Genomic DNA, 26,299 nt, shown 5'->3' on the forward strand with positions numbered 1-26,299 from the left:
TGCGGATGGCCACCGCCGGCTCCATGCGGATAGCCGCCCCTGCCCCTCCCACGCCGTCCTCGACGATTACCCAATCTCTTCGCTCGACTTTCCGCGCTGGCGAATGTTCCCTCTCGCGCATCGCTTGGACCGATCGAGAAGTCCGTCGGCGCTTCCATTGGCACCGAGCAAAAAACAGGACTCGCTCATTTCACTTGCCGGCGGCCTTGAGAATCCGGAACCGGCGATCGGCATAAAACAATAGTCCGTCCGAGGCGGGAACGCTGCGGCGAGGCTGTACACTCGATCCGTGCATTCTGCCGCCGCCAAACTCCATCTCGATCGGCTGCGAAAGTGGCGTTTGAGTGTCCCGAAGAACCTCACGATTTCAGCGGGGGTTCAGCGGATAGCGCAAGACGCGAGAAGGGCTGACCGCGGGTTGATCAAGGCCACCGAAGCGTGGGAGGAAACTGCCCCGCCCGAAATCGCCGAATCCTGTCGGCCTGTCGCGCTGCGTTCGGGGACGCTTGAGATCGCCTGTGATTCTTCTGCCGCGGCGTATTCGGTGAATCATTGGTTTCAGAGCGAGGGAGCCGGCGCGCTCGCTCGCAGAGGGGTTCCAGTTTTGCGGTTGCGGTTTGTCGCGGGCCCGGTGCGGAATCGAGTACAGCCGGATCGGCACGAGAACGGAAAAAAGACCAGAGCCAAGTCCCCGCGTGATCGGTGATCGCGATTGTGCCGCGTATGAGCAATCCTCCCAGCGAAATCCAATCCGCGGAGTCGCCGGCGGGAGCCTCGCAGGATGAGGCTCGAGTTCTTTTTCTGCGCGAAGGACGCGTACGGTGCCCGGACTGCGGATATGACGTTCACGGATGCGATCAATCCCGGTGCCCCGAGTGCGCGTGGCCGCTCACGCTGCAACTCAAGCCCCGGCTGAGTTTCGTGCCGCAGTGGATGTTTTCGCTGCTGATCAACGGCTCGCTTTTTATATGGGGAGTTGGGGGAACGTTCTCGACGTGGATGAGGGTTTGGCAGTATCACAAGGGCACGCTGCGCAAGTTTCCATCTGTGGTGAACGCGGCTCCGGCGCCGGGATTGCCGCGGCAGCTTGCGCTGCCGCCGGCGCCCGGGAGCTTGCCGGTTTCCGGCGGCGGAGTGAACGCGGGCGGCAGGGAGCCGTCGCTGATCGAGAACATCTGGACTTTTTTCATTGCTCAGAATTTTGTGTATCAGATCACGATCATCGTTTTTGTGTTGAGTCTCTTTGTGGGCGGCGTCGGGCTTCTTGCGATTCCGCGCATGAAGGCGATGTCGCCGCGGACGAACGCCTTGTTGCTGACGGCGAGCGTGTCGGTGTTCATCGCGACGATCTTGGACTATGTGGCGAACTATCTTTCCGTGCTCATGCGGATGTTCTAGACACGGTGTCGTGGGCAAGAAGTCGTGGGCAGGATGTCGTGGGCAACTTGGTAGCATCGCGGCATGTCGACGACGGCGCTGAGGGCTTTTCTGTCAGAAAACGATGCCCTTTGCCCGGGATGCGGGTACAACCTGCGCGGGATCACGGCGGAAACATGCCCGGAGTGCCGGGCGCCGTTGCGGCTGCAACTCGAACGGATTCCCAAGCCGAATCCGCGCCGACTTTGGTTTGTTTTTTCGGCGGGCGCACTCGGGGCACTGAGCGGTCTGCTCGGCACGGTCCAGATTTGCCGGTCCTATGGAATCAAATCCAGATTCCCACCGCCACCTATCCGCGGGGGTTTGTTGTCTCTTACGCAGGTTCGGGGGTTCTCTCGCTGTGGCTGCTGTTTTTCGGCGCACCGGGAGCGGCCCGGATTTTCATCAAGCGGAACCGCGCCGAGGTGATGGGCGAGGTCGAAAAACTAACGTTCCGGCTCCTGATTTATGTTGTGCTGGCTTCGGCCCTGAGCGTTTTCTGGATCGTCGCGCGGTTCACCGGCCTGTTTGGATGAGGCGAGGTTGAAATCGGGCCTCCGGCCGCACCGGGAATGCGAGTTCCGCGTATCTCTTGAGGGAATCTCGCCGATAACTCTCGTATGCCCGGAACGCCGCACACAGATCTTTCTCCGGAACTCCTCGCGCACAAAAAGGCCATCGAGGCCAAGGCGAAGGAGTATGGCCTTGATTTTCCCGAGGTGATCTTCGAGGTTCTGCCGTTCGACACGATGAACCAGATCGCGAGCTACGGTGGGTTCCCGACGCGCTACCCGCACTGGCGCTGGGGGATGGAGTACGAGAAACTCTCGAAGCGCGACGCGTACGGGCTGGGGCGCATCTACGAGATGGTGATCAACAACGACCCGTGTTATGCGTACCTGCAGGAATCGAACAGCGTCACGGATCAGAAGCTGGTGATGGCGCACGTCTACGGGCACGCGGATTTCTTCAAGAACAATTTCTGGTTCAGCAAGACCAGCCGCAAGATGATGGACGAGATGGCGAACCACGCGACGCGGGTGCGGCGCCACGCCGACACGCACGGACAAGAAGAGGTGGAGCGCTTTCTGGATGCGTGTCTGACGATCGAGCACTTGATCGACCCGCACTCGATGTTCGTGCAGCGCGACGCGGCGCCGGCGCGATCGGGCGGGAGGGAACACGAAAAGTTCGAGCCGCAGAAGCTTCCGGCCAAGGACTACATGGACCCGTTCATCAACCCGCAGCACGCACTTGACCGGGAGAAGCAGGCGCATGAAGCGCAGCAGAAAGCGGCGCGGGCGCGGTACCCGGCGCAGCCGACGCGCGACATTCTGCTCTTCCTGCTGAAGAACGCGCCGCTCGAAGACTGGCAGCAGGACATCCTCGGGATCGTTCGCGACGAGGCGTACTACTTCGCGCCGCAGGCGATGACGAAGGTCATGAACGAAGGCTGGGCGACTTATTGGCACAGCAAGCTCATGACGCAGCACTTTCTCGAGGCGACGGAGATCATCCACTACGCCGACCAGCATTCCGGCGTGGTGCACATGGCGCCGGGCGGCTTCAACCCGTACAAGATCGGCGTTGAGCTTTTCAAGGACATCGAGCGCCGATGGGACACGGGCCGGCACGGCGCTGCGTGGGAGCAGCTCGAGGCGATCGGCGCCAAGCAGGCGTTCGATGACAAGTCGATGAAGGGGCGCGAGAAGATCTTCGAAGTGCGGCGCATCTACAACGACATCAGTTTCATCGATGAGTTCCTGACGGAGGAATTCGTCGAGCGGCACAAGATGTACCAGCACAAGCGCGATCCGCAAACGGGCGAGATCAAGGTCGTGTCGCGCGACTTCCAGCGCGTGAAGCAGACGCTGCTGCACCATCTCACCAACATGGGACAGCCGTTTATCTATGTGGCCGACGCCAACTTCCAGAACCGGGGGGAGCTCTACCTCGCGCACAAGTTTGCGGGGCTCGAGATCGACGCCGCCAAAGCGCAGCAGGTGCTTCAGAACGTGCGGCTGATCTGGGGCCGACCGGTGCATCTCCAGGCGATCATCAACGAAGACTTGCACCTGCTTTCGATGGAAGAAATCGGCGGGAAGCCGAAGAAGGAACGCATCAACTCCGATACGCCCAAACCCGCGCACTCCATCGAGTGAGACCGGGCCCGGCTTCAGTCGTGCAAGTCGGATGAGTCAAACGTGCGAAACCGTTCACGGTGATGCAATACCTTGCCGAGCGCGGCGGCAAAAAGCGAGCGGGCCCGGTCGGTCGGTTGCAAATCCAAAAAAGCCGGGTATTCTCCCGTCATGACTACTCACAACCACACCAAAAAGGTTCGTCCGCTCGTTCGTGTTGCTGGGATTGCCGCGGCGGCCGTCGTCGCCGTGACCATCCTCGGCTGCAACGCCACCAAGGGCCTTGGCGAAGACCTGCAGGAATCGAGCGACAACATCAAGAACGCGGGCAAGAAGTAGCGCCCCGGTCGCGCAACGCGTCTGCGCTGCGTATCACCACGCCCCTGAACGGGGCGATCGAGCCGCCAACGAGCGAGTGCCATCACACGCGCCGCGGTACTTCGCCGATCACGATTCGCGTGGCGAGCCGGGCGGAAAGCCGTCTCCCCGCTCGTGTGCTTCCGCCAAACCTCGAACGTCACTCTCCAAAAAACGTTCAGGGACACACGTAGCTGTCGTAAGCACCGGCGAAGATGACGAAATCAAGATCGTCGGTATAGCCGTCGTCATTGAAGTCGCCGAGCAAAGAAGTCAGCTCGTCGTACGCTCCGGCGAACTGGACGAAATCGATATCGTCGACGTAGCTGTCGAGGTTGATATCTGCCGGGCAGGGCGTGCCTGAAACCGTGAAATTGGCATCGTTGATGTCGGTGGCGCTGTTGCCGTCGAGATCGCGCACTGTGACCCGGATGCGGGCCTTGGCGGTCGGGTGATTCGGAACGGTCCAGGCGAGTGTGCCGCTGTCGGAAATGTTCGCGGCGACCGTGAGCGGGAAGGAGACGCCTCCGTTTGCGGAATAGTGGATGTCGATCGTGCCGATGTTCTTGTCGTCGTCGGTGAGCCAGGTGAGGGGGAACGACTGTCCCGGTGTCAGCGTCGTGGCGCTGTTGAGCGTGCTGACATGCGCCGTCGGGCACTGGCCGTTGATGCCGGGGGCGCCGAGTGCCGCGGGCACGTGCATGACGATGCAGTGCATGACGCCGGCGGAGGTTGCCAGCGCGTCGCACGGGACCTGAACGATTGTTTTGTCGGGAATGCCGTCGTTGTTGAAATCGAAGGCTTGCTGCACGGCGGTGAGCGCCTGCGTGTTGTGTCCGGCGCTCGTCATCGTCGAGTTTGTGTACGTGGGCAGGAGCACGAGATCGTTGCAGACGACCATGTTGGCGTAGGTGTAGTGCGTGCCGCTGAGCGAGCGGGCGGGCGTGCGGAAAACGGTGTAGCCCATGCCGGCGAGCTGCACGGCTGCGTTGTCGCAGATGACGTCCTGCGTGGACCCTGGGTTGCTGGGCCAGTCACTGATGATGACCCGGCTGTCCGAGATGATCTGCATCCACATGTCGATGTGCTGCGTGCTGTCGACCGAGGTCGGGAACGGCGGCAGGATCGTCGTGTTGACGTTCTGGAAATCGTGCCAGGTGTTGATGATGTCCGACGCGCTCAGCGACAGGTTTTCGTTTTGGATGAGCTGCGTCGCGAAGGAGCGTCCGATCGAATCGAGGTGGTAGTTGCCGCCGCCGTGCGTCATGCCCAGGTCGTAGACGCCGAACTTCTTGCTCGCGAAGCCGGAGGGGCCGAACCAGAGCGGGAAGGCGTCGTCGTTGGGGCGGGGGCGGTTGTAGATGTGATCGACGATGCCGCGGACTGCACCTTGACCGGGGACGCCGGTGGTGCCGATGTAGATGAAGCGCGGGCCGTAGTCGCGGATCCAGATGGAGTCGGTGGTGCGCACGAAGAACTTGATGCGCGACATGTTGACGCCGGCGCTTGACAGTGACGAGGTGACGCTTGTCTGCTCGCTGGTGGTATCGACGACCATGTAGACGTCGGCGTTGCCGGTCGTGGTGATGTGCTTGGCCATCGTCGCGAGGATGTTGTTCTGCGCCGTTGTGCCGTCCCAGGACATGAGGATGGCCTGCGCCGGCGCGTATTCACCGGGGCACTTGATGGGGCCGGGCGGGCGCGTGCCTCCGATGCGATCGGTGAACGGATTCTGCTGCGCCGGATGGAGCGCCATGTAATCGCGCTCGGCCTGCGTCATCGAGCGCGGAATATCGGCCCCTTCGGGGAAGACGAGGCGGCCGTCTTCGAGGATCGGACCGGGTTGCGACTCAAGAACTTGCTGGGCGAGTGAAGAGGAACCAACAGCGACGCCGGCGAGCAGGGCGATCGAAACACGCATGGAGAATCCTTGGGGCGGAAAGGGTGAACGGCGCATCAATTGAACCGAACTCGATTCTAACTGCGCGCGTTCTGCCAAACAAGGCATTTTCGCGTCGCGGCGGCAACGCTTTCCGGGCCGGCACCAATCCTCGGCCGATCAATGGAGCCAGATTCTCAAGTAAGACCTGCGTACGCCTCGGCATGTTCACTCCGAACCGTGTCGGGCGTCCGGTATCCGCCGGCAAGGTCGAGGCAACCCGCTCAGTGATTCGACTCGGGTTCGGGCGTCGCGCGACAGGTCAAAAGCACGCCGGCGCCGAGAACCGCGGCGAGAGTCGAGCCGGTGAGCACGGCCAGCTTCGCGATTTGCAGCCGCTCGGATCCCCCGAACGCGAGGTGCGCGATGAACAGCGACATCGTGAAGCCGATGCCTCCGAGGAGTGCTGCGCCCACCATGTGCCTCCACGTGACGCCGGTCGGTAGCGCGCTGAAGCCGAGGCGAACCGCCAGGAACGAGGCACCGACGATGCCGAGCGTCTTGCCTCCAACAAGGCCCGCAACGATTCCCCACGCTTCGTGATCGCGGACGGCGTCGGCGAACACATCTCCGACCGACACGCCCGCGTTCGCGAGAGCGAAGATCGGCACGACAAAGAACACGGCCGCGGGCATCATTCCCTTTTCCAGTCGCTGGAGCGGCGTCTGGGCGCCTTCGGCCAGTTTTTCCATGGTCTGCAGCACACCCTGCTGAACCGGGCTCGTGATGATCATGGTTTGTTTGCCGTGGCCTCCGTTGCCGTTGTTCTCCTCCGCGATATCACGATCGAGTTCGTCGGCCAATCGGCGCGCAACCCGAGCGAACTCCGCGCCGTCGATGCGTGTGCGGACGGGGATCATCATCGCCCCCATCACGCCGGCGATGGTCGCATGCACGCCCGACTGGAGCACGAAATACCACAGCACCAGCCCGGCGATCCCATAGATCCACCAGCGGCGGACACCCAGGAAATTCATGCAACCCATCACTGCCATGGTGGCAAACGCCAGGCCGAGCGACAGCATGCTCAGGTCCTCTGAACTCGTGTAGAAGATCGCGATGATGAGCAGCGCGCCCAAATCGTCGGCGATCGCGAGGGTGACAAGAAACACGCGCAGCCCGGGCGGGATGCGCCTGCCCAGCAGCGCCAGCACACCGAGCGCAAAGGCAATATCCGTGGCGGTCGGGATGGCCCAGCCGCGCATGGTTTCGGCGCCCCAGTTGAACGCGGCGTAGATCAGCCCGGGAATCGCCATTCCTCCGACGGCGGCAACGATGGGCAGCGCCGCCTTTCGAGGATCTTTCAATTCGCCCGCGAGAAACTCGCGTTTGATCTCGAGGCCGATGACAAAGAAGAACGCCGCCATGAGAGCGTCGTTCACCCACCACTCCAGGTGCCCCGGATGCTTTCCGGAGGGGAACACCCACGATCCGATGTGCAGCTTCACCGGGATCCCGGTCCAGAAGTCGTGAAACGCGTGCGCGATGGCGGGCGTGCTGTTGGCCAGAATCAGCGCGACGATCGTGACCACCAGTAGCACGATGCCGCCCGCGGCTTCCTTTCCGGCGTAGTACGCGACCGGCTCGATTGCGGCATCGATCGGGCGCCGCTTTTTGGTGACTTGCTTGAAGAAATCGGGACTCTTCTGCGCCATCGAGTGTTCCCCGTGACTGGAATGAAAGCCGCAATCGAGACAACGACCGCGCCGGCCGCGCAGGCGGGCGGTGTGTGATGGTTGGCCTGCCTGCTTCAGAAAGCGACCGAACCGATTTCGCCGGTGGACCGGAGGCGAGGCGGAGTTGCCGACAGGCGCGAGCCGATAATGAGACGGAACTCCCGCACGCCACCCTAGGCAATTCTGGCTCTCTCAGTGTTCGTCGCGCAGGCACATTCCTTTGTTCAGCAAGCACGGCTTGCGATCACGCTCGCGTGGATCGCGGGATATACCAACATCCTGACGATTCTGACCTGTGGCCATGTCACGAGCCATGTCTCGGGGACCACGTCGGATCTCGGGCGTGCGGTCAGCGAGCAAAATTGGAGCTTCGTCGCCTTTCTTCTTTTCCTGCTTTTTTCGTTCGTTGTCGGCTCCGCGATTTCCGGCTTTACGACCGAACTCGGAAACCGGCGCGGCTGGGAGTCCATTTACGTCCTGCCGATGGCGATCGAAGCAACTTTGCTGGCGGTCTTTGCGTTGCTCGTTGAGACGCTCGCGAGCGACACGATCGCGAGCGGCAACCGTCTTTTGCTCATGACGGGCGTTGCGTCGCTGGCGATGGGGCTTCAGAACGCGACGATCACCCGCATCTCCAGCGGCGTCGTCCGCACGACGCACGTGACCGGCGTGCTGACCGACCTCGGACTCGAAGCGGTTCAGTTTTTCTGGTGGCTGTCGGACGAGCGCAAGCGCCGGATCGAGGGCTCGCACCCTCGCGTTTCCCTTCGGAGCCACCCTGCTTCAAAGCGCCTCGCGCTGCTCGCCTCCATCATGGGTTCGTTCGCGCTCGGAGCCGGGCTCGGAACCTTTGCCTTCGCGTTCGGTGCGCGCTGGGCGATGTTTCCGCCCGTGCTCTTTCTGGCGTGGATCATCTACCAGGACGTGTCGCGTCCGATCGCCGAGATCGAAGAGAGCGATCTGGTGGATGAATCCGCCGGGCTTGGGCTGCCTCCGGAACTCGCGATCTTCCACGTCCGCAAGGACCACGATCGGGCGGGAAAGATTCATCGGATGCCGAACCTGCTGGCATGGGCGGATCGGCTCCCTCGCACCGCTCGCGTCGTGATCCTCGACCTCGACGAAGTGACCCACCTTGATGAGAACAGCGCGATTGAGCTCCGAGCGGCACTCCGAAAACTGGACGCCGAGGGACGGGCGATGGTGCTGGCCGGGTTGACGCCGCGACAGTTCGAGCAACTCAGGGATGCCGCGGGTGGGCTGCTCGACCCGCTCGACACTTGTGCCGATCTTGAGCTTGCCATCGCGCGCGGGCTGAACGTGCTCCACCGAGAAGGCGGCGTCGAGCCGACACGGCAAAAACCCGGTTTCTGACGGCGCACCCCTTTCAAACTTGGACCTTGCCGGAAGCGGCGGCTATTGTCATCGAGTTTGCGCCCCGGGTACCCCCACCCTACCTTCAAACCCCACCCCACTACCCTCGGCACTGGGACCGCGACGACGAACAAAGGGACAGGATGCCTAAGCGGACCGACATCAAGACGATTCTGATCCTCGGCTCCGGCCCCATCGTCATCGGACAAGGCTGCGAATTCGACTATTCGGGAACGCAGGCGTGCAAGGCGCTCAAGGCCGAGGGATACAGGCTCGTCCTGATCAACTCCAACCCGGCGACGATCATGACCGATCCGGCGTTCAGCGACCGGACCTACATCGAGCCGATCACGCCCGACGCCGTTCGCAAAATCCTGCAGCGCGAAAAAGACCTCGGCTTTCCGATCGACGCGATCCTCCCCACGCTCGGCGGCCAGACCGCGCTCAACTGCGCCTGCAAGCTCTTCGACGACGGCATCCTCAAGGAATTCGGCGTCGAGATGATCGGCGCGACGCGTCAGGTGATCCACCGCGCCGAAGACCGCCAGATCTTCAAGGACATCTGCGAATCGATCGGTCTCAAACTGCCGAAGGCCAAGACCGTCACGAGCTTGGATGACGCACGCGAGTTTCTCAAGGAAATCGGCCTGCCCGCGATCATCCGGCCCGCCTTCACGCTCGGCGGCACCGGCGGCGGCATCGCGTACAACCAGGAAGAGTTCGACGAGATCACCATGCGCGGCCTGCGGGCCAGCATGATCGGCCAGGTCCAGATCGATCAGTCGGTGCTCGGCTGGAAGGAATACGAGCTCGAAGTCGTCCGCGACAAGAAAGACAACTGCGTCATCATCTGCGGCATCGAGAACTTCGACCCGATGGGCGTGCACACCGGCGACTCGCTGACCTTCGCGCCGATCCTGACACTGACCGACAAGGAATATCAGGCGATGCGCGACGCGGCGATCGCGATCATGCGCGCGGTCGGGGTTGAAACAGGTGGTTCGAACGTGCAGTTCGCGGTGAATCCGGCGCCGAACGACGGCAAATTCGAGATGGTCGTCGTCGAGATGAACCCGCGCGTTTCGCGCTCCTCGGCGCTCGCGTCAAAGGCGACGGGCTTTCCGATCGCGAAGATTGCCGCGAAGCTCGCGGTGGGCTACACGCTCGATGAACTCCGCAACGACATCACGGGCACGACGAGCGCGTGCTTCGAGCCGACGATCGACTACGTGGTCAGCAAGATGCCGCGGTGGACTTTCGAGAAGTTCCCCGAAGCGGACGAGACGCTGACGACGCAGATGAAAAGCGTGGGCGAGGCGATGGCGATCGGGCGGACGCTGAAGGAGAGCCTGCAGAAAGTCATCCGCTCGATGGACGTGAAGCGATTCGGGCTCGGGCTTGATCGCAACGACAAATGGCTTGCCGCCCGTCGGGCCGGGCGGATCACCAACCCCGACGGTTCGCACTCTTACCGCACCGTGGACGGTTCCGAGATCGAGTGGCCGATTTCGCCCGAGAAACTCAGCCGCAAACTCGCGGTCCCGAGCCAGGGCCGGCTCTACTACATCCGCTACGCGATGAAGCTGGGCTGGACCGACGAGAAGATCTACGAGCTCTGCAAGATCGACTACTTCTTCCTCGATCAGATTCGTCAGCTCGTCGAGTTCGAAGATGTGCTGTGCGGCTATTCAAAGCTCGAAGATGTGCCGGCGCAGACGATGTTCGAGGCCAAGCAGTTTGGTTACAGCGATGCGCAGCTTGCGAATCTCTATCTCGGGACCATTTCGCCCGAGATGATCCTGAGAGTGCGCGAGTATCGGAAGAGCCTCGGCATCGAACCTGTGTACAAGCTCGTCGATACGTGTGCCGCGGAGTTTGAAGCCGTCACGCCGTATTACTACTCGACGTATGAGAAAGGTGTCGAGGTGTCCAGGTTTCAAGGTGTCCAGGGAAATCAGAAACAGAAGACATCCGCAGCTTCCGGCTTATCCGGTGTGGCGCCCTCGGCACCTCGACACCTTGACACCTCGACACCTTCTTCTTTCCGTGGCGATGACGAGATCCGCGTCAGCGACCGGCAGAAAGTTGTGATCCTCGGCGGCGGCCCGAACCGAATCGGCCAGGGAATCGAGTTCGACTATTGCTGCGTGCACGCCGCGTTCGCCGCACGCGAACTCGGCTTCGAGTCGGTGATGGTCAACTCCAACCCGGAAACGGTCAGCACCGATTACGACACCTCGGACCTGCTTTTCTTCGAACCGCTGACCCTCGAAGACACGCTCAACATCATCGAGCGCCTCAACGGGAAGACGCTGGAACGTGAAGCCGATGGCGGCAACGGCAAGCGGAACGGGCTGGTGCACGGCACGATTGTTCAGTTCGGTGGGCAGACTCCTCTCAATCTCGCGCACGGGCTCGTCAAGGGTGGCGTGCCGCTCATCGGCACCAGCCTCGACTCCATCGATCTGGCCGAAGACCGCAAGCGGTTCGATGCGCTTCTCGAGCGCCTCGGGCTCTTCAAGCCGCCGAGCGGCATCGCGCGAACGCTTGACCAGGCCGTTGAGATCGCCAACCGCATCGGATATCCGGTGCTGGTCCGCCCGAGCTACGTGCTGGGCGGGCGCGGCATGGAAATCTGCCCGGACGAAAAAGCGCTCCGCCATTACATGACGAGCGCCGTGAACATCTCCGACCTCGAGAACGCGCCGGTGCTGGTGGACAAGTTCCTCGACGATGCGACCGAAGTCGACATGGACGTCGTCGCGGATTTCATCCCGGGGAAGTCGGGTTCGACCGACCTTCTTTCCGGCAACGACGGAACCCGCAAGGGCATCGTCATCGGCATCATGGAGCACATCGAGCAGGCGGGCGTGCACTCGGGCGACTCGGCGTGCACGCTGCCCCCGTGGAGCCTCCCACGCCCGATGGTGGATCGCATCCGCCAGATCGGGCAGATCCTGGCGGCAGAACTGCGCGTGAACGGGCTGATGAACGTGCAGCTTGCGATCAAGGGCGACCGAATCTCCATTCTCGAAGTCAATCCGCGCGCCAGCCGCACGGTGCCCTTCGTCGGGAAGGCGACGCATACGCCGTGGGCCCGGATCGCCGCGATGGTGATGATGGGAAAGAAACTCGGCGAACTCGGGGCAAAGGAACCTGTGCATAGAGGCGTCTACGCCGTCAAGGAGTCGGTGTTTGTCTTCAGCAAGTTCCCGGGCGTCGATATCGTGCTTGGGCCGGAGATGAAGAGCACGGGCGAGGTGATGGGGATCGACCTCTCCGCCGACATCGCTTTCGCCAAGGGCCAGATCGCCTGCGGCACGGTGCTGCCGGGACAAGGCAATGTCTTCATCAGCGTGCGCAAGAGCGATCGGATCACGCTCATGCCGCTCGCCAAGGAACTCGAGGCGATGGGCTTCGGCCTGTTCGCGAGCCCGGGCACGGCGTCGTTCTTCTCAGAGCACGGATTGAACGTGAAGCCGGTGCAGAAGATCGAAGCGCAGGTCCGACCCAACGTCATCGACATGATGGCGGACGGCCAGGTGCAGATGCTGATCAACACCCCCACGCGGACGGGGCGGCTTACCGACGAAGGCAAGATTCGGGCGGCGGCGATCCGGCTGGGCGTGCCGATCATCACCACGACGACCGGCGCTGCCGCGGCGGTTCGCGCGATCAAGGCGCTGCGTTTCGGCGACTGGCGCGTCGCGGCGCTGCAGGATTATCTCGATTACAACAACGGGAAGACGGACTCGGTCGAGCGTGCGGCGGTCGGGGTGTGATCCGGCGCTGCCGGAATCCGATTCGAGTTTGGAAGAGAATTTGCGGCTCGCGGCAGATTGCGAGCCCGCGTCTACTTCTCTTTCTTCAGCGTCGCCTCGATCGCTTCGAGCTGTTGACGCTTTTTCTTATCGACTTCGGGGAATTTGAGGTCGAGGCTGTGTACCGCGTCCACGATTGCGGCGGCGACCACGAGGCGTGTAAACCATTTGTTGTCCGCGGGTACGACATACCACGGCGCGTGATCTGATGCGGTGTTGCGGATCATGTCCTCATACGCGTCCATGTACTTGTCCCAGTGGCCACGCTCCGCGATGTCTGAAGTCGAGAACTTCCAGTTCTTGTCTTTTTCTTCGAGGCGCGCGAGAAACCGGCGCTGCTGCTCTTTCCGCGAGACGTGCAGGAAGAACTTGCGGATGATCGTGCCCTGCCGCGAGTGATACTTCTCGAAATTACGGATGTCCTCGAAGCGCTGATCCCAGATCTTCTTCCCGACAAGCTGCGGCGGCAGCTTTTGCTTCGCGAGAAACTCCGGGTGGACGCGCACGACGAGCACTTCTTCGTAGTAGGAACGGTTGAAGATACCGATGCGTCCGCGCTCGGGCATCACTTTCGAGCATCGCCACAGAAAATCGTGATCGAGATCGACGCTGGTCGGCGCTTTGAATGAGTGCACCTGGCACCCTTGCGGATTGATGCCGCTCATCACGTGCTTGATGGTTCCGTCCTTGCCAGCGGCGTCCATCGCCTGGAAGATGAGCAAGAGCGACCAGTTGTCCGAGGCGTAAAGCTTCTCCTGCTCCTCCGCCAGCCAGTTCACCCCTCGCTCGAGCAGTTCCCTTGCTTCTTTCTTCTCGTGAAGGTTTCCGGTGTCAGCGGGGTCTATCTGCTTCAGACGGAACCCTTTGCCGCTGGTGATTCGATAGTCGCGGATCAGGTCCTCGGTGATCTTGGGCATGGTGAACGCCTCCGAGCTGGGTTCGTCCGCAAACAATGGCGTTCAAATCGTACCGGGAAACGCGCCGCCGCCCAAGCCCGACTTCTCCCTGCCTTGCTACCGCCTTCTAGGATCGTGCATGACCTACGGCGGGCACTACGGCAAAAAGGCGAAGGGCGCGATCAACCGGTTCTACGAGCATGCAGACACGCGCCACCTCGCGACGCTCCAGGAGGCCGCGAGCGAGCTGTATCTTGCCGAATCGGACAAGGCACGCGAGAAGCTCTGGGCCAAGGTTGACCTGGCCCTGGGCCACCTCATTCAGGCGAAATATCCCATGAACCCGGCGAAGGCGCGGACCGTCCTCGAAGCCAGGGACGTGAAGCAGTTGGCGGCGCTAGTGGGCGAACTGGCGGCGGGGCGATAGCCGCGTTTTTTTTCTTCGCGTGCCGGGAATCCGGCGCACATGCAACCCGCAATTGCGTAGAGTTCCCGTTCCATGAGTCTGGACTCTCCAAACGAATCACAACGCGGACGGGCGGCGTCGATCGCCATCGACCGCCGCGACAGCGCGAACATCACGACGCGCCGCCTTGCTCCGAGCGATTCCATCGTGGAAATGACCAAGCTCCTGCACCGCGCGTACGCGAAGCAGGTCGCACTCGGCCTCCAGCCGCTCGCCGGACGCCAAACCGCCGAGGTCACCGAGCAGCGGGTTTTCAGCGGCGAGTGCTACGTCGCGGTCGATCACGCTGCCGGCGTTCAGACTCGCACCGGGCAAAAACTGGTCGGCACCATTCTGTTCCACGAAGTGGAAGAGAGCCAGGGTCCGCCTTGGTTCGGCAAACCCGAAGTGGCGAGCTTTTCTCAGCTCGCCGTCGATCCCGACTATCAGGGATGCGGCATCGGGCGCATGCTCATGGACATGGTCGAGAAACGAGCTCGCGAAACCGGCGCCAAAGAACTCGCGCTCTCAATGGCCGAGCCGGACAGAGAGCTCTACGACTTCTACATCCGCCGCGGCTACCGCTTCATCGAACACTGGAAGTGGCCGTACACGAACTACCGCAGCGCGATCCTGAGCAAGTTGCTCGGCTGAATCGCGAAGTGACGATCGCTGCCACGCCCGACCGCAGTGGATACGATTTGAATGATCGTTCAACGCTGTTCTTGGGGGACGCCCCTAGACAGGAAACAGCTTTCGTGTCATACTACGCGCATCGTCACAAATCCCTGCTACCGCGGGGGAAGGACGAAGTTCGAGGGGGTCTCGCGATGGGCGATTTTCTGAGTGCGCTGGGATATCTCGCGCTTGCCAGCCGTTTTCGGCGGCTTTCGGATGATCTGATGGGAGATGCCGCTCGCTTCTATCGCACGCAAAACGTCGAGTTCTCGCCGAAGTGGTTCGGGCTCTTCAAACTGCTCGCCGAACGCGAGGTGTTGAGCGTGGGCGAAGCGGCGATTCAACTCGGGCTTACGCACCCGGCCATCAGCCAGATGAGCAAGGAGCTGACCTCGCTCGGCATGCTCTCCTCGAAAACCGACGCCCGCGACGAGCGTCGGCGCACGCTCGAACTCACCAAGAAAGGGCGCGAGCTCGCCGCCAAGATGGAGCCGATCTGGAGCGCGATCGAAGCGGCCAGCCGCGGACTTTCCGAGGATGCAGGATTCGACATCATCGAGAAGCTCGAACGGCTCGAGGAGGCTCTCCGCGTCCGCCCGCTCGCCGAGCGCATCGAGACTGCTTTCCTGAGCGAAGGCGTCAAGATCGTGGACATGGACAACCGGAACAAGGACAAGTTCCGCACGCTCAACGCCGCGTGGATCGAGCAGCACTTCAAGATGGAGCCGATCGACGAGCGGACGCTCAGGAGCCCGGAAACGGAAATCGTCGCCAAGGGTGGCAGCGTGCTGATGGCGGTGATGGGCGCGGAGACCGTCGGCGCCGTGGCGATCAAGCCGATGGAGCCCGGCCGCTGGGAACTCACGAAGCTGGCAGTTGACGCGCGACACCGCGGGCGAGGCATCGGCGAGCTGCTGACCCGCGAAGCCATGGCCCGGGCAAAGAAGAAGGGCGCGAAGACCGTGTTTCTCGAGACCAGCCGGGTGCTCGAGCCCGCGGTGCGCCTCTACAAGAAGCTCGGCTTCAAGGAAGTCGAAAAGCCTTCGAAGACTGAGTGCGCTCGCACGGATCTCGTCATGGAAGCCAAGGTCGGTCGCTGAGTGACGGGGCCGCTTCCCGCTACCGAAACACTGCGATCTCTTCCACTCGCTTGCGGGTGATCGCGGGAACGACGCAATCGTCGCTCGCGTATCCCACCGGGATCAATAAGAACGGCCGCTCGTATTCCGGCCGACCCAATATCTCGGTGAGAAACCTCATCGGGCTCGGCGTGTGCGTCAGCGCGACCAGGCCTGCATGGTGGATCGCGCTCAAGAGCATCCCGCACGCGATTCCGACCGATTCATTCACGTAGTAGACCTGACCCTGGGCGCCCGATTCGTCGGCGTCGGTCTTCATCAGTTTGAAGACGGCGATCAGCCACGGCGCAACTTCGAGAAAGCCCTTGTCCGCATCGGTCCCAAGCGGCACCAGATCGGCCAGCCACTCCGGGGTCGCACGCCGCTCGTAGAACTCGCGTTCCTCCGCTTCCGCCCCTTCGCGGATTTTTCGCTTGAGCGCCGGATCGGAAACGGCAACGAAACGCCAGGGCTGCTTGTTCGCACCCGATGGGGCTGTCCCGGCGGCCGCGATGCACCACCGGATGGTTTCATCGCTCACCGGTTTATGACTGAACATCCGGACACTGCGCCGGAGTTTCATCGTCTCGTAGAACTCCCGTGCCGCCGCGGGGGGCTCAAGGTCGGGTTTGAACGGAAGAAACGGTTCTGTGTGCGGAGGAAGCGCCATGCCCGAATCATTCTCATCCGTCACGCGGCAGACTCGCCCAGCGCCGTGCGCAGCCGGTCTCGCATGGCCCGCAGCTCTGCAAGGTGTTCCGCCGACAATCGCGACGGCGCTGTAGATGCCGCCGCCTCCGTGACGTGTCGTGCCGATTCGTCTCCGATCCCGGTCGTTCGCGACGCCGCGACGCGCTCCATGACGGTCTTGCGGATCTCGTGGGCGTTCTCGAGCCCGAAAAGGAACGCGACGTTTGAGCCGTCCGGGTGCGCGCCGTGCTGGGTGTGAACGACGCCCCCGCCCGCCGTTTCGACTTTGAGATTGGCGAATCCGAACCATCGCTCGACGGGTCCCTGAGTGATCTCGACATTCTGCACGTTCTCAAACGTGAATGTCGTTTCGCGTATGACCCAGATCCCGTTGCGAAGCCTGATCGAACGCGGCGAGATGATGTACCACGTCGTGTCGTACCGGAGATGAATCGCGATGTACGCGAATATGTCCGGCACGAACGCGACAATCCAGGCCGGCACCGCCAGAATCGCGCCGACGACCGGATTCACAAACAAAATAATCAGCCACCCGCCCAGGATCACCGCGTCGATGATGGTGAGCCCGATCCAAAACCAGAATTTGAGATAGCGAAGCCACGCCTGACTTGGCTTGAGAGAAACCGTTTCCTCGTCCGGAGCACTGGGAAGCAAGGGTGGCTGCCGCGGCGTTCGCAGCAAATCAGCCAGAATCCCCCAGACACCTTCATAGATCCAGGCGGCGCACGACTCGACCGGCCCCATTACCTGATTCTGAAGCGCCTTGGTCACGAGCGCACTCCTCCGCGTCCGCCGAGAGCATCCAGCCGATCGGCGAGCCGATCGATCGACCCGCGCAGCTCACGGAGCAGTGCCAGCGATTCATCCGTCGCGAGCGGCGGTTCAGCCTCCCGAGGCGTCGCTTCAAGATGACCCTTCGCCCCGCGCATTCGCTCGTAAAGGAAGTCGCGCAATCCATCGGCCTCGCGAACGCCCTCGATGTGCATCTGGGGCCCGGTGCCTCCCGCGGCGGTCTGGACGTCAATGGTGGAAAGGCCCAGCCATCGGTGTACGACATTTCTTGTGACATGAATGTCCTGAATCCGCCGGTACGTCAGCGTGATTTCTTTTCGGAAAAGGAGCCCCCACGCCATCCAGATTCCGTCTTCGTCGAAGCGATAGCGAAGAGTCTTGAAACGGATATACGCGACAAGAAAAACGATCGGAAATGCGACAAGAGTGAATAGCGAAACAACCAGGTAGTAATTGAGCAATGCCGGGTCCGGCCTGGTTATCGATCGGGGATCGCTGGTGGGGTCCGAATTCATGACGGCTCTTGAGACTTTATGCGATTGTTGGGCGAAGGCTTGTCTGCCGGTCGGCCCTTTCGCTCGGCAAACCCCGAATGTCGATTCAGATGGCAATTGCCGGATTCGAGTGATGTTCGGCCCGAATTTCATCGGAAGGCGATCAATCCGGCAAGAAGCGCTCGTTTGGCGGACATGAGCGGGCAGAGGAAAGAGGGAAATCGCCGGAAGCCGACCCGTCCGGCGGGGACAAAGGTTCGACAATGCACGGAATACGCTTCGCTGTTTCGCTATGAATCTCGAAGCGAGCAGTTCATCTTCCGACGACGCAGGGAAGCCTCAGGCTCCGGGAAGCGTCGCGCCGGGTGAGAGTTCGCGGCTGTCGGAAGCGGAGTTTGCTCGGCTGATCGCACGTGCTCGACCCGCTCTGACGATCGTGGCGTCGGCGGTATTGGGAGATCGTGTCGAAGCAGATGATGTCGTGCAGGAGGCGTCGGTGATCGCGCTAGCGAGTTTGGATCGCTTTACTCCGGGGACGTCCTTTGAAGGTTGGATGGCTCAGATCGTCCGCAACGTCGCAAGGAATGCCCTACGGAAACGGATTCGGAATCCTGCCAAAGCGACAGGCGGGGATGCACTCGCGTATCAGGCGGCGAAATCGTCCAAGCAGCAACACAGCGCCCCGGCCGTCTCCGCGGACGGATCGGTCTCCAATCCGGATCATTTCGATGCGGAAGTAATCAGGGCTCTCCACAATCTCGAAGAGACTTCGCGCGTTTGTCTTTTGCTGCGGACCGTCGGCGGGATGAGCTATGCCCAGATCGCCGCCATCACCGAGCTCAACGAAAACACCGCAATGAGCCACGTATTCCGCTCGCGCCGGGCGATGCGAGACTTCCTGACATCGAGAAACGGCCGGATCGGGCAAGGAGGCCCGCGTTGAGCCAGCCTGTTCCTCCCAATTCCTCCTCGAATCTGCCGGCGCCCGAGGGCGACGACCTCGATCGTTATCTCGACAACGCGATGTCGGAATCGCAGCGTCTGGAATTCGAGCAGAAAATCGCTCACTCCGACTCGCTCAAGGCCGACGTCGAACTCCAGCGGCGCATGGATGCTTCGCTGAGCGCCGGGTTCGGCGCGGCGCCCGTCGCCGGAATTCTCACGCGTGAGGAAGCGGAAGCATTTGCCCCGAAGCCGCGACGGACCGGTTGGTCACGGGAATACAAGTTGTTCGGGGCGCTCGCGGCGCTCCTCGCGATTGCGGTGTGTATCCAGGCCTACTTCTGGATGACAGCGCCGGGAACCGAGAAAGAGCGGCCGACGCTCGCCGCGGCCTATTACAAACTCGTCGATCACAAGTTCCGACCTTCCGAAGAGTGCACCACGAAAGAAAAGTTCGCGAGATGGATGGAGCAGCGATTCGGTGTCGCATTGGCCCCGAAAGAAGACCTTCCGAACGTCCAGTTCGTCGGATGGAGCTACACCACGGCGATTTCGAACTACACGGGGTTGCTGCTCGCCAGAGTCGACGGCAAGCCTGTGATTGTTGCGATCGACACGGTCTCGCGCCAAAACGACTGGGGATTCCCGTGTCGCCGCCAACCCGAAGACAAGGGCGGCGTGAATTTCTTCTCGACGGAAATCGACGGAATCGCGCTCTACGAAGTTACTCCGCTCGACGCGCCGCACATCATCAATAACCTCGCGGTGTTTAAGGCGGCAAACTAGCTGTATCGCAGGTTGTGTCGGACGTCGTTTCTGCAATCAGGCGCGGCTTGTCCGACATCTGAAACTGCAACAACCAGCCCTTTTCCTCACAGCGAGCCCCGCGCGTGCGGGGCCGCTTGCCGCGCAGGACCGCTCGCTCTATGGCGTGCGGCGCGTTCCCGCGACAACATCGGCGCGAGCATCCGGCGCGTTGGCTGGTGATCCCCGCTTGCCACCAAGTCCCACGCCGCAGACGCGATGTTTTTATTCTGTATGCCGGACACCACCCGAATCGACCAACTCCACTTGCAACGATCGTTGCCTGCGTGTAATTTCATGAGCAAGAGAGCGCCGAGGCGACGCTCACGGGGAGCAAAATATGAGGAATCGTGCTTTCGCTGTGCTTGCTTATGCGGCCTGGTCGCTCTGCATTCCGCGCGCATCCGAGGCAGCGCCCGTTCAGCGCACCGCGGATCGCCCGGACGAATTCATCGGGTCCGTGACGATCCAGCCCGAAGGCACGTTCACCACGAAGCTCCTGAGCGACCCGTTCGAAATGGGCGTGCCGCTGGAGTGCGTTCTTTGCCGCACGGATCACCCGGCCGAAAAAGTGCCGCTCGCGCCGGGATTTGATCCCGCGCACCTGGTCCCCACCTCGCCACCAACGGAGGCGAACTTTTTCGGGAACGACTTCGTCGATCGAGCACCCAACGACATCAACGTCTGGCGCAACAACACCGCGTTCATCGGCGCCCCGCCGCTGGTCCCGGCCGCCAATTCGATCACAACCAACGAGCCGAGCCTTGGACAAATCAAAAACGTCGTTTTCTGGACCGGCAATACCTACGCCGCGATCTCGCGAAACGGCGGCGTCACGTGGCAGTACATCAACCCTTCCACGCAGTTTCCCGCGCCGCCCGCGGCAGACGCCGGAGGCGTCTGCTGTGACCAGATCGTGCACTACAACCGCGATCTCGACATTATGGTCTGGGTGCTTCAGTACAACCAGAACGGCGCGGGCACGCACAACATCCAGCGCCTCGCCGTCTCGACCAACATCTCGACCGCGCTGAACAACGGCGCGATCACGTGGACGCTGTACCGCACCGCTCCCGAGGATTTCGGAATCGCCAACACGGGCTTCTGGCTCGACTACCCCGACCTCGCGGTTTCGGATGGCAACCTGTATCAGACAACGAATGTGTACACCACGGCGGGAAACGCCAACAGCGGCGCCGTGATCTACCGCGCGACCTGGACGGACCTCACCGATGGCGGCGGTCTGACATACCAGTACCTCTACCGCACCACTCCCGGAACGCTCCGCCCATCACAGGGTTCCCGGGTCAACATGTATTGGGGAACGCACGTCAACAACACGACGCTTCGCGCCTGGATCTGGCCGGACGGCGGAAACATGTTCTCGGGTGATATCACCCACTCCGGCTTTCAGAGTTCGCCGCTCACGATGCCCCCGCCCGGCACCCATTCCGATGGCACGAACTTCGTGCAGCGTGGCGACAACCGAGTCATGTGCTGCTACGTCCTCCGCGACGGCGTGCCCAACACTTTTCTCGGCTTCATGTGGATGTCGAACCGCGGAGGCGGTTTCACATATCCCTATACCCGAGTCGTTGGAAGCACCACGAGCACCATCAACATCAACGGAACGAGCGCCGCGACCAAGGACGACAATATCTTCAACAACAACTACTGCTGGGTCTTCCCCTCGGCGCATCCCAACTCCGAGAACAACATGGGCGGCACGATCTATGTCGGTTCCGCCGGCGCCGCGGGTGTGAATCAGCCTGCCGCGTTCGTGTGGAAATCGGACAACGGCAATATCCCGGCTAGTTTCGAGAATCAGGGTGTCGCGCAATCGACGAACGGTCCGCCCGCCGTTGGTGTTGGCGGACTCACCAACGCGTGGGGTGACTACTTCACCACGCGCCGAAACTACTGCGAACCGAAGACTTGGATCGGCGCGGTGTGGGACCAGACCGGCGCCGGAGTGGGTGCCGGAACACCTCACTTTCTGTGGTGGGGATACGAGCGCGACAAGCCCGGCGCCGATCTGACCGCCGATGAGGTGGTCTATGTCGCGCCCGCGCCGATCCGCGCCGGCCGCCCCATCACGCTGACCGGCAGCACAACCAACATGGGCGCGAGCACGAGCGGCGTCTACGACGTTTATTACTACCTCTCGACCAACACGACGTACGAACCGGCGGACATCCTGATCTCTTCCACACTCAATCGTCCCGCGCTCAACGCCGGATCGTCTGCAAATACCGTCTCCGCATCGATGATCCCCAATACGACGGCGCCCGGAACCTACTACGTGCTCATGGTCCTCGATCGTTTCAACGCCGACATCTGCGTCGGAAAGCGCGTCGCGGTTGCCGCGGCCCAGATTATCGTTCGGCCTCCTTGCCCCTGCGATCTGAACGCCGACGATGTCGTGGACGACGCAGACTTCATTCTCTTCGCGGCAGAATATGACAAGTTCACCGTTCCGCCCGCCTCGAGCGCTGCCGACTTCAACAACGACGGCGTGGTGGACGACCTCGATTTCGTGATCTTTAATTCCGCCTACACCGCGTTCCTTTGTCCGTAGACGGAACAAAGGGACGCGGGGCGAACAACTCACCCGGTTGCGCCTGCAAAATGAGTCGGGAGTTCCGGATGCGAGCTTTAGCCGCCGTCGTGATCGCCTGTTCCGGCATCGTGCTTTGCTCTTGCGGAGAGCAGTCATCCGTCCCCCGCAAAGCGTCTCCGCGGGTCGCGGGTCCGCCTCCGACTCCCCCGTCCGAATCGCCGTCTCAATGGGCCGATGCTGAGATCCGTCGCTCCTTGCACGAGACCGGTACGCAATATTCCGGTTGGCAACGCATGTCCGATGCGGCGCGATGGGCGCCCACGCTTTGCCTTCCGCCAAAACCAGTCAATCTTCACTGGAGCGAGAGCAAGGACGAGAAAGCCCACGGCCGCAAGCTGTATTACCTTTACTGCAATCAGCCCGATGTTTACGACTGGGCGGATCGCCACGCGGACATCAACTATCGGATTCCGGCGGGATTCACGGTCGTCAAAGAAGCGCACGCTCCCGTGGCGACGGTGCCGGGTGCCCAAGGGGCGCCGGCATCTGAGGTCGTCGAACGCGAAGGGAAGACCTATCGCCCGGACCGATTTCGTCACTCTTTGTGATGACCAAGTTCGACGAATCGACACCGAACTCGGATCGTGGCTGGATCTACGCGACAATGGATTCCGGCGGGAAAGAGATCACATCGATGGGGGCCATCGAATCGTGCGTTGGGTGTCATGCCGCGGCAGAGAAAGACCGGTTGTTCGGCTTTCGAAAATAATAACGCGCGTGATCGGATGCGCGATTCGGCAGGAAACTCCTTGTCGGCTCGCTCGGAACCGACAACGTTCCGAAGTACGACCCCGTCACTGGCGCGTTCCACGGAACGCTCGTCATGAGCGGGTCGGGAAGCCTGGACGGCACGCACAACTTTTCGTTTATGCAAATTCCTGCGCCTGGCGCCACCTCAGCAGGGCTGCTGGCCTTCGGAATTGCGACGAGCGGACGCTGGCGGCGGCGCACCGAGTATTTCATGCGCTCTGAAACGCCCCGCGCTCCGTTGTCAAATCCCCTCCACACTCGGGACAGATCGGACTGTTTGCTGCGAATGGATATGCACATTCGACGCAAAGACCACGCGCGAGCCTTCGCTTCGCACGCAGCGTCCGAAAGACATGCCGTAGATTTTCGACAAGTCCGTACATGGTCGCCAGTACGAGTACTCCGACGACTCCGTTGTGAACAACTCCTTGCCACCGAAAACGAGCGTGCTGGAATTGCCCCGATTTCAAAAAGCCTATTTCCTCTTCGTACTCACTCGAGTTCGGTGCCGCCTGTAATCCGGCGAGCACTGCTGCGGGAAAGGCCCGCCACTCCCGCGGAGTCATCAACGCGTAGTTCGGCTCGATATACATCCCGCGTATTTCGGAAGTCATGCCCCAAAGTCCGTACAACCAAGTTGCGGCCCGCCGAACCCGACAACCTCGAATCTCGACGGCGGCTGCCGTGGGAGGGTTTTCATCGCCCTCGCAACGAACTTCGATGGTTCCATCCGGAGCGCGAAACACGCGCACGGGTATCGGAGGCCCAACGGCGAGTATTGGATCATCGACCCACTGCCCAACGGCAACGTAGTTGAGAACGGGCGAATAGGCCGGAGGGGATGTCGACGCGTCAATCCATCCGGCGTCGAGCAGCAATACCAAAACGATTCCGAGCAGCGTTATGGGATGGCGAATCGCGCGCACCCAATTCGGATCGCGTCGACCGGGCGAAGGCGAGGAAATGCGCGTTGAGGATGCCACCGCCCAACACGATACCAACGGCCCTCGCTGTCCGGTTTCACGAAAACCACCAGAGCGCGACACTTCCTGGAGACCCTTGAAGCCATCCCGAACCGGATGTTCTCGGTTCGCGACAAGACTTACCGCTGCTTGCTATCGCCTCTTGCAAAGATGCTCGCGACGTAGTTGAGCACATCCGTCGCGCTCGTCTCGTTGTAGCCGAAGTGCTTGATGAGCCGCTGCTTCACGATATCGATCTTCTGCTGCGTCTCGTCGTCGACCACGCTGCTCACGAGGTTCTTCAGCTTGATCGTGTCGCGCTGGTCCTCGAAGAGCTTGAGCTCGAGCGCGCGGTAGAGCCGCGCGTTGGTGTTGTACTCGAACTTCTTCCCGTCGAGCGCGAGCGCGCCGATGTAATTCATGATCTCCTGGCGGAAATCGTCCTTGCGACTGTCGGGGATATCGATCTTCTCCTCGATCGACCGCATGAGCCGTTCATCCGGCTCTTCGTCGCGCCCGGTGTAGCGGTTCTTGACCCGCTCCTTCTGCGTGTACGCGCGGACGCTTTCGATGTAGTTGACGCAGAGCCGCCGGATCGCGTCCTCGTCGGCGCTGATCGCACGCTGCACCTCGCCCTTGATGATGTCCTCGTATTCCTCTTTGACGACCGCGAGCAACTCGCGGAACCGCTTCTTGGTGTTCTCGTCGTTCAGCAGCGAGTGGTGCGCCAGCCCGCCCTCGATCTCGTTGATCACCATGAACGGGTTGATGCAGCGCTCCTCGATCGCCTGGCGGCCGACGAGCGCGTTCGAAATCTTGTCCTGGATGTAGCGGGGCGAGATGCCGTTCATGCCCTCGCGCGGCGCCTCCTCCTTGAGTTCGCGCACCGAGTCCTCGGTGAATCCGGGGATGCTCTTGCCGTTGTAGAGCTTGAGCTTCTGCATGAGCGCAAGCCCGGCCTTCTTCGGCTCTTCCAGCCGGGTCAGCACCGCCCACATCGCCGCGACCTCGAGCGTGTGCGGCGCGATGTGGATGTTCTTGATGCGATCCGGACCGAAGTCCTTCTGATAGATCCGCACCTCGTCATCCAGCCGGATGTTGTACGGCACGTCGATCTTGATCGTGCGATCGCGGAACGCCTCCATCATCTCGTTCGATTGGAGCCGCTTGTACTCGGGCTCATTCGTGTGCCCGAGGATGACCTCGTCGATGTGCGTCTGTGCGAACTTCTTCGGCTTGATCGTGTGCTCCTGCGACGCGCCGAGCAGGTCGTACAGGAACGCCACATCCAGCTTCAGCACTTCGATGAACTCGCAGATGCCGCGGTTGGCGATGTTGAGTTCACCGTCGAAGTTGAACGCACGCGGATCGCTGTCGCTGCCGTACACCGCGATCTTGCGGTAGTTGATGTCGCCCGTCAATTCCGTGCTGTCCTGGTTTTTCTCGTCCTTCGGCTGGAATGTTCCAATCCCCACGCGATCTTTCTCGCTCAGCACGATGCGCCGGACCTTCACATGGTCCATCGCCTTCTTCCAGTCTCCCTTGTAGAAGGTCATCAGGTCTTCGAAAATCTTGCGGCAGAACGGGTCGGGGTCGCCGTAGATCCGGATCTTGCCGTTGTGGTGCTGCGGGCGGTACTTCTCGTTCAGGTTCGCCAGAAGCGCATCGCGTGCCTCGCGCGGCACCAGGATCAGCGGGTCCTCGTGCATCGGGCACGCAAATTCGTGCGTGCGGAGCGCCTCGGCGCCGGTCGACGCGGGTTTCACTTCGCAGTGCTCGTCGAGCAGCCACGAATACGAATAGAGCGCGCCCTCGGGCGTGCGGCTGTACGCCTCGCTGCCCTTCTTGAGCAAGCGCGCGATGGTGGACTTGGACGAACCGACCGGACCGTGCAGAAGCAGGATGCGCTTGTCGGTTCCGTAGCCTTCGGAAGCCGATCGCAGGAAATCGACGAGCTGCATCAGCGCGACGTCGAGGCCGAAGATCGCGTCGGCGCCGCCGCCGAACGGATCAGAGAAGAAGTGATAGCGCGTCACGTCCTTCTTGAAGACGCGGTACTTCTCGCTGCCGCAGGACAGGATCGCGTCGTACAGACGCTGATACGCGTTGCGGCAGACCGAGGGGTTCTGCGAAACGATGTCGAGGTATTCCCAGAACGAGCCCGTCCAGTGATGATCCTGAAAGCGCTTGCGATCGAGGCGCGAATCGATGAGGCCCACGAGGTCCGATGCCGTCACCGCCGAACTCGGCGATCCGCCGGAACCCGAACCCATCGCGGAGGAGGTCATGAAGAAACTGCGCTCATCGAGCATGTCTCACCCCTTTGTCGCGCTTCGCGAACGCCGAAACGTCCGTGCGCGAAA

At 61.6% G+C, this 26,299-nt stretch carries 22 protein-coding genes; 15 read left to right on the top strand and 7 right to left on the bottom strand.

Annotation, left to right across the window (positions count from 1 at the left end):
• Positions 1-289: 289 nt before the first annotated feature.
• From KF691_12310 to KF691_12330, 5 genes are all read left to right on the top strand, one after another.
• The gene (locus tag KF691_12310; GenBank protein MBX3390222.1) at positions 290-706 is read left to right on the top strand and encodes a DUF721 domain-containing protein; all 417 of its coding nucleotides are present in this window, start codon (positions 290-292) and stop codon (positions 704-706) included.
• Positions 707-723: 17 nt separating this feature from the next.
• Positions 724-1,398 (top strand): hypothetical protein, encoded by a 675-nt coding sequence (locus KF691_12315; GenBank protein MBX3390223.1) that lies wholly within the window; start codon positions 724-726, stop codon positions 1,396-1,398.
• A gap of 287 nt (positions 1,399-1,685) precedes the next feature.
• Positions 1,686-1,952 (top strand): hypothetical protein, encoded by a 267-nt coding sequence (locus KF691_12320; protein ID MBX3390224.1) that lies wholly within the window; start codon positions 1,686-1,688, stop codon positions 1,950-1,952.
• 84 nt (positions 1,953-2,036) lie between these two features.
• Positions 2,037-3,578: a SpoVR family protein gene (locus tag KF691_12325; protein MBX3390225.1), complete on the top strand. Its 1,542-nt coding sequence runs from the start codon at positions 2,037-2,039 to the stop codon at positions 3,576-3,578.
• 150 nt (positions 3,579-3,728) lie between these two features.
• Positions 3,729-3,896, top strand: coding sequence for a hypothetical protein (locus KF691_12330; GenBank protein MBX3390226.1), 168 nt, complete (start codon positions 3,729-3,731; stop codon positions 3,894-3,896).
• A gap of 196 nt (positions 3,897-4,092) precedes the next feature.
• On the opposite strand, the gene KF691_12335 is transcribed toward KF691_12330, so the two are convergent.
• Both KF691_12335 and nhaA read right to left on the bottom strand, forming a co-directional pair.
• Entirely contained in the window at positions 4,093-5,835 is a 1,743-nt protein-coding gene (locus KF691_12335) for an agmatine deiminase family protein (GenBank protein ID MBX3390227.1), read from the bottom strand.
• A gap of 242 nt (positions 5,836-6,077) precedes the next feature.
• A complete protein-coding gene (gene nhaA, locus KF691_12340; protein ID MBX3390228.1) occupies positions 6,078-7,508 on the bottom strand; it encodes a Na+/H+ antiporter NhaA in 1,431 nt (476 codons plus the stop codon).
• 216 nt (positions 7,509-7,724) lie between these two features.
• Here nhaA and KF691_12345 point away from each other — a divergent pair, with 216 nt between their 5' ends.
• Positions 7,725-8,903 carry a DUF1275 family protein gene (locus KF691_12345; GenBank protein ID MBX3390229.1) on the top strand — a complete coding sequence of 393 codons (1,179 nt, stop codon included), beginning with the start codon at positions 7,725-7,727 and terminating at the stop codon, positions 8,901-8,903.
• 143 nt (positions 8,904-9,046) lie between these two features.
• A complete protein-coding gene (carB, locus tag KF691_12350; protein MBX3390230.1) occupies positions 9,047-12,685 on the top strand; it encodes a carbamoyl-phosphate synthase large subunit in 3,639 nt (1,212 codons plus the stop codon).
• Between the two features lie 71 nt (positions 12,686-12,756).
• Here the strand turns inward: carB and KF691_12355 are convergent, their stop codons facing one another.
• The gene (locus tag KF691_12355) at positions 12,757-13,641 is read right to left on the bottom strand and encodes a polyphosphate kinase 2 family protein (GenBank protein MBX3390231.1); all 885 of its coding nucleotides are present in this window, start codon (positions 13,639-13,641) and stop codon (positions 12,757-12,759) included.
• Positions 13,642-13,759: 118 nt separating this feature from the next.
• Between KF691_12355 and KF691_12360 the strand changes: the two genes are divergently transcribed.
• The 3 genes from KF691_12360 to KF691_12370 all read left to right on the top strand — a co-directional run bounded on the left by KF691_12360 (position 13,760) and on the right by KF691_12370 (position 15,843).
• Entirely contained in the window at positions 13,760-14,047 is a 288-nt protein-coding gene (locus KF691_12360) for a hypothetical protein (GenBank protein MBX3390232.1), read from the top strand.
• 72 nt (positions 14,048-14,119) lie between these two features.
• Complete coding sequence (locus KF691_12365; GenBank protein MBX3390233.1) at positions 14,120-14,719, top strand: GNAT family N-acetyltransferase; 600 nt, start codon at positions 14,120-14,122, stop codon at positions 14,717-14,719.
• 176 nt (positions 14,720-14,895) lie between these two features.
• Positions 14,896-15,843: a bifunctional helix-turn-helix transcriptional regulator/GNAT family N-acetyltransferase gene (locus tag KF691_12370; protein MBX3390234.1), complete on the top strand. Its 948-nt coding sequence runs from the start codon at positions 14,896-14,898 to the stop codon at positions 15,841-15,843.
• 19 nt (positions 15,844-15,862) lie between these two features.
• Here the strand turns inward: KF691_12370 and KF691_12375 are convergent, their stop codons facing one another.
• From KF691_12375 to KF691_12385, 3 genes are read right to left on the bottom strand one after another with little or no spacing between them, the layout of a single operon-like run.
• The gene (locus tag KF691_12375) at positions 15,863-16,531 is read right to left on the bottom strand and encodes a nitroreductase family protein (protein ID MBX3390235.1); all 669 of its coding nucleotides are present in this window, start codon (positions 16,529-16,531) and stop codon (positions 15,863-15,865) included.
• Positions 16,532-16,551: 20 nt separating this feature from the next.
• Entirely contained in the window at positions 16,552-17,343 is a 792-nt protein-coding gene (locus KF691_12380; GenBank protein MBX3390236.1) for a PH domain-containing protein, read from the bottom strand.
• Positions 17,340-17,879: a PH domain-containing protein gene (locus tag KF691_12385; GenBank protein MBX3390237.1), complete on the bottom strand. Its 540-nt coding sequence runs from the start codon at positions 17,877-17,879 to the stop codon at positions 17,340-17,342. The genes KF691_12380 and KF691_12385 overlap by 4 nt, the downstream gene beginning before the upstream one ends.
• Positions 17,880-18,150: 271 nt before the next feature.
• Here KF691_12385 and KF691_12390 point away from each other — a divergent pair, with 271 nt between their 5' ends.
• From KF691_12390 to KF691_12410, 5 genes are all read left to right on the top strand, one after another.
• Positions 18,151-18,801 carry an RNA polymerase sigma factor gene (locus KF691_12390; protein ID MBX3390238.1) on the top strand — a complete coding sequence of 217 codons (651 nt, stop codon included), beginning with the start codon at positions 18,151-18,153 and terminating at the stop codon, positions 18,799-18,801.
• Positions 18,798-19,586: a hypothetical protein gene (locus KF691_12395; protein MBX3390239.1), complete on the top strand. Its 789-nt coding sequence runs from the start codon at positions 18,798-18,800 to the stop codon at positions 19,584-19,586. Before KF691_12390 ends, KF691_12395 begins: the two co-directional genes overlap by 4 nt.
• 358 nt (positions 19,587-19,944) lie before the next feature.
• Positions 19,945-22,182, top strand: a complete 2,238-nt coding sequence (locus tag KF691_12400; protein MBX3390240.1) for a hypothetical protein — start codon at positions 19,945-19,947, stop codon at positions 22,180-22,182.
• A 275-nt stretch (positions 22,183-22,457) separates the two neighbouring features.
• On the top strand, positions 22,458-22,772 hold the full coding sequence (locus tag KF691_12405; GenBank protein MBX3390241.1) for a hypothetical protein: 315 nt from the start codon (positions 22,458-22,460) through the stop codon (positions 22,770-22,772).
• Positions 22,772-22,933 carry a hypothetical protein gene (locus tag KF691_12410; GenBank protein MBX3390242.1) on the top strand — a complete coding sequence of 54 codons (162 nt, stop codon included), beginning with the start codon at positions 22,772-22,774 and terminating at the stop codon, positions 22,931-22,933. The genes KF691_12405 and KF691_12410 overlap by 1 nt, the downstream gene beginning before the upstream one ends.
• A 1,143-nt stretch (positions 22,934-24,076) precedes the next feature.
• Here KF691_12410 and KF691_12415 read toward each other — a convergent pair.
• Positions 24,077-26,248, bottom strand: coding sequence for a hypothetical protein (locus KF691_12415; protein MBX3390243.1), 2,172 nt, complete (start codon positions 26,246-26,248; stop codon positions 24,077-24,079).
• Positions 26,249-26,299 lie beyond the last annotated feature (51 nt).

It is taken from the genome of Phycisphaeraceae bacterium, from assembly GCA_019636555.1.
Lineage (GTDB): Bacteria > Planctomycetota > Phycisphaerae > Phycisphaerales > UBA1924 > JAFEBO01.

Bases quoted from the DNA above. Each gene is read 5' to 3' on its own strand.
- KF691_12315 (MBX3390223.1), top strand. From the start codon at position 724: ATGAGCAATCCTCCCAGCGAAATCCAATCCGCGGAGTCGCCGGCGGGA.
- KF691_12325 (MBX3390225.1), top strand. From the start codon at position 2,037: ATGCCCGGAACGCCGCACACAGATCTTTCTCCGGAACTCCTCGCGCAC.
- KF691_12330 (MBX3390226.1), top strand. From the start codon at position 3,729: ATGACTACTCACAACCACACCAAAAAGGTTCGTCCGCTCGTTCGTGTT.
- KF691_12335 (MBX3390227.1), bottom strand. From the start codon at position 5,835: ATGCGTGTTTCGATCGCCCTGCTCGCCGGCGTCGCTGTTGGTTCCTCT.
- nhaA (MBX3390228.1), bottom strand. From the start codon at position 7,508: ATGGCGCAGAAGAGTCCCGATTTCTTCAAGCAAGTCACCAAAAAGCGG.
- carB (MBX3390230.1), top strand. From the start codon at position 9,047: ATGCCTAAGCGGACCGACATCAAGACGATTCTGATCCTCGGCTCCGGC.
- KF691_12355 (MBX3390231.1), bottom strand. From the start codon at position 13,641: ATGCCCAAGATCACCGAGGACCTGATCCGCGACTATCGAATCACCAGC.
- KF691_12360 (MBX3390232.1), top strand. From the start codon at position 13,760: ATGACCTACGGCGGGCACTACGGCAAAAAGGCGAAGGGCGCGATCAAC.
- KF691_12365 (MBX3390233.1), top strand. From the start codon at position 14,120: ATGAGTCTGGACTCTCCAAACGAATCACAACGCGGACGGGCGGCGTCG.
- KF691_12370 (MBX3390234.1), top strand. From the start codon at position 14,896: ATGGGCGATTTTCTGAGTGCGCTGGGATATCTCGCGCTTGCCAGCCGT.
- KF691_12375 (MBX3390235.1), bottom strand. From the start codon at position 16,531: ATGGCGCTTCCTCCGCACACAGAACCGTTTCTTCCGTTCAAACCCGAC.
- KF691_12385 (MBX3390237.1), bottom strand. From the start codon at position 17,879: ATGAATTCGGACCCCACCAGCGATCCCCGATCGATAACCAGGCCGGAC.
- KF691_12390 (MBX3390238.1), top strand. From the start codon at position 18,151: ATGAATCTCGAAGCGAGCAGTTCATCTTCCGACGACGCAGGGAAGCCT.
- KF691_12400 (MBX3390240.1), top strand. From the start codon at position 19,945: ATGAGGAATCGTGCTTTCGCTGTGCTTGCTTATGCGGCCTGGTCGCTC.
- KF691_12405 (MBX3390241.1), top strand. From the start codon at position 22,458: ATGTCCGATGCGGCGCGATGGGCGCCCACGCTTTGCCTTCCGCCAAAA.
- KF691_12410 (MBX3390242.1), top strand. From the start codon at position 22,772: ATGACCAAGTTCGACGAATCGACACCGAACTCGGATCGTGGCTGGATC.
- KF691_12415 (MBX3390243.1), bottom strand. From the start codon at position 26,248: ATGCTCGATGAGCGCAGTTTCTTCATGACCTCCTCCGCGATGGGTTCG.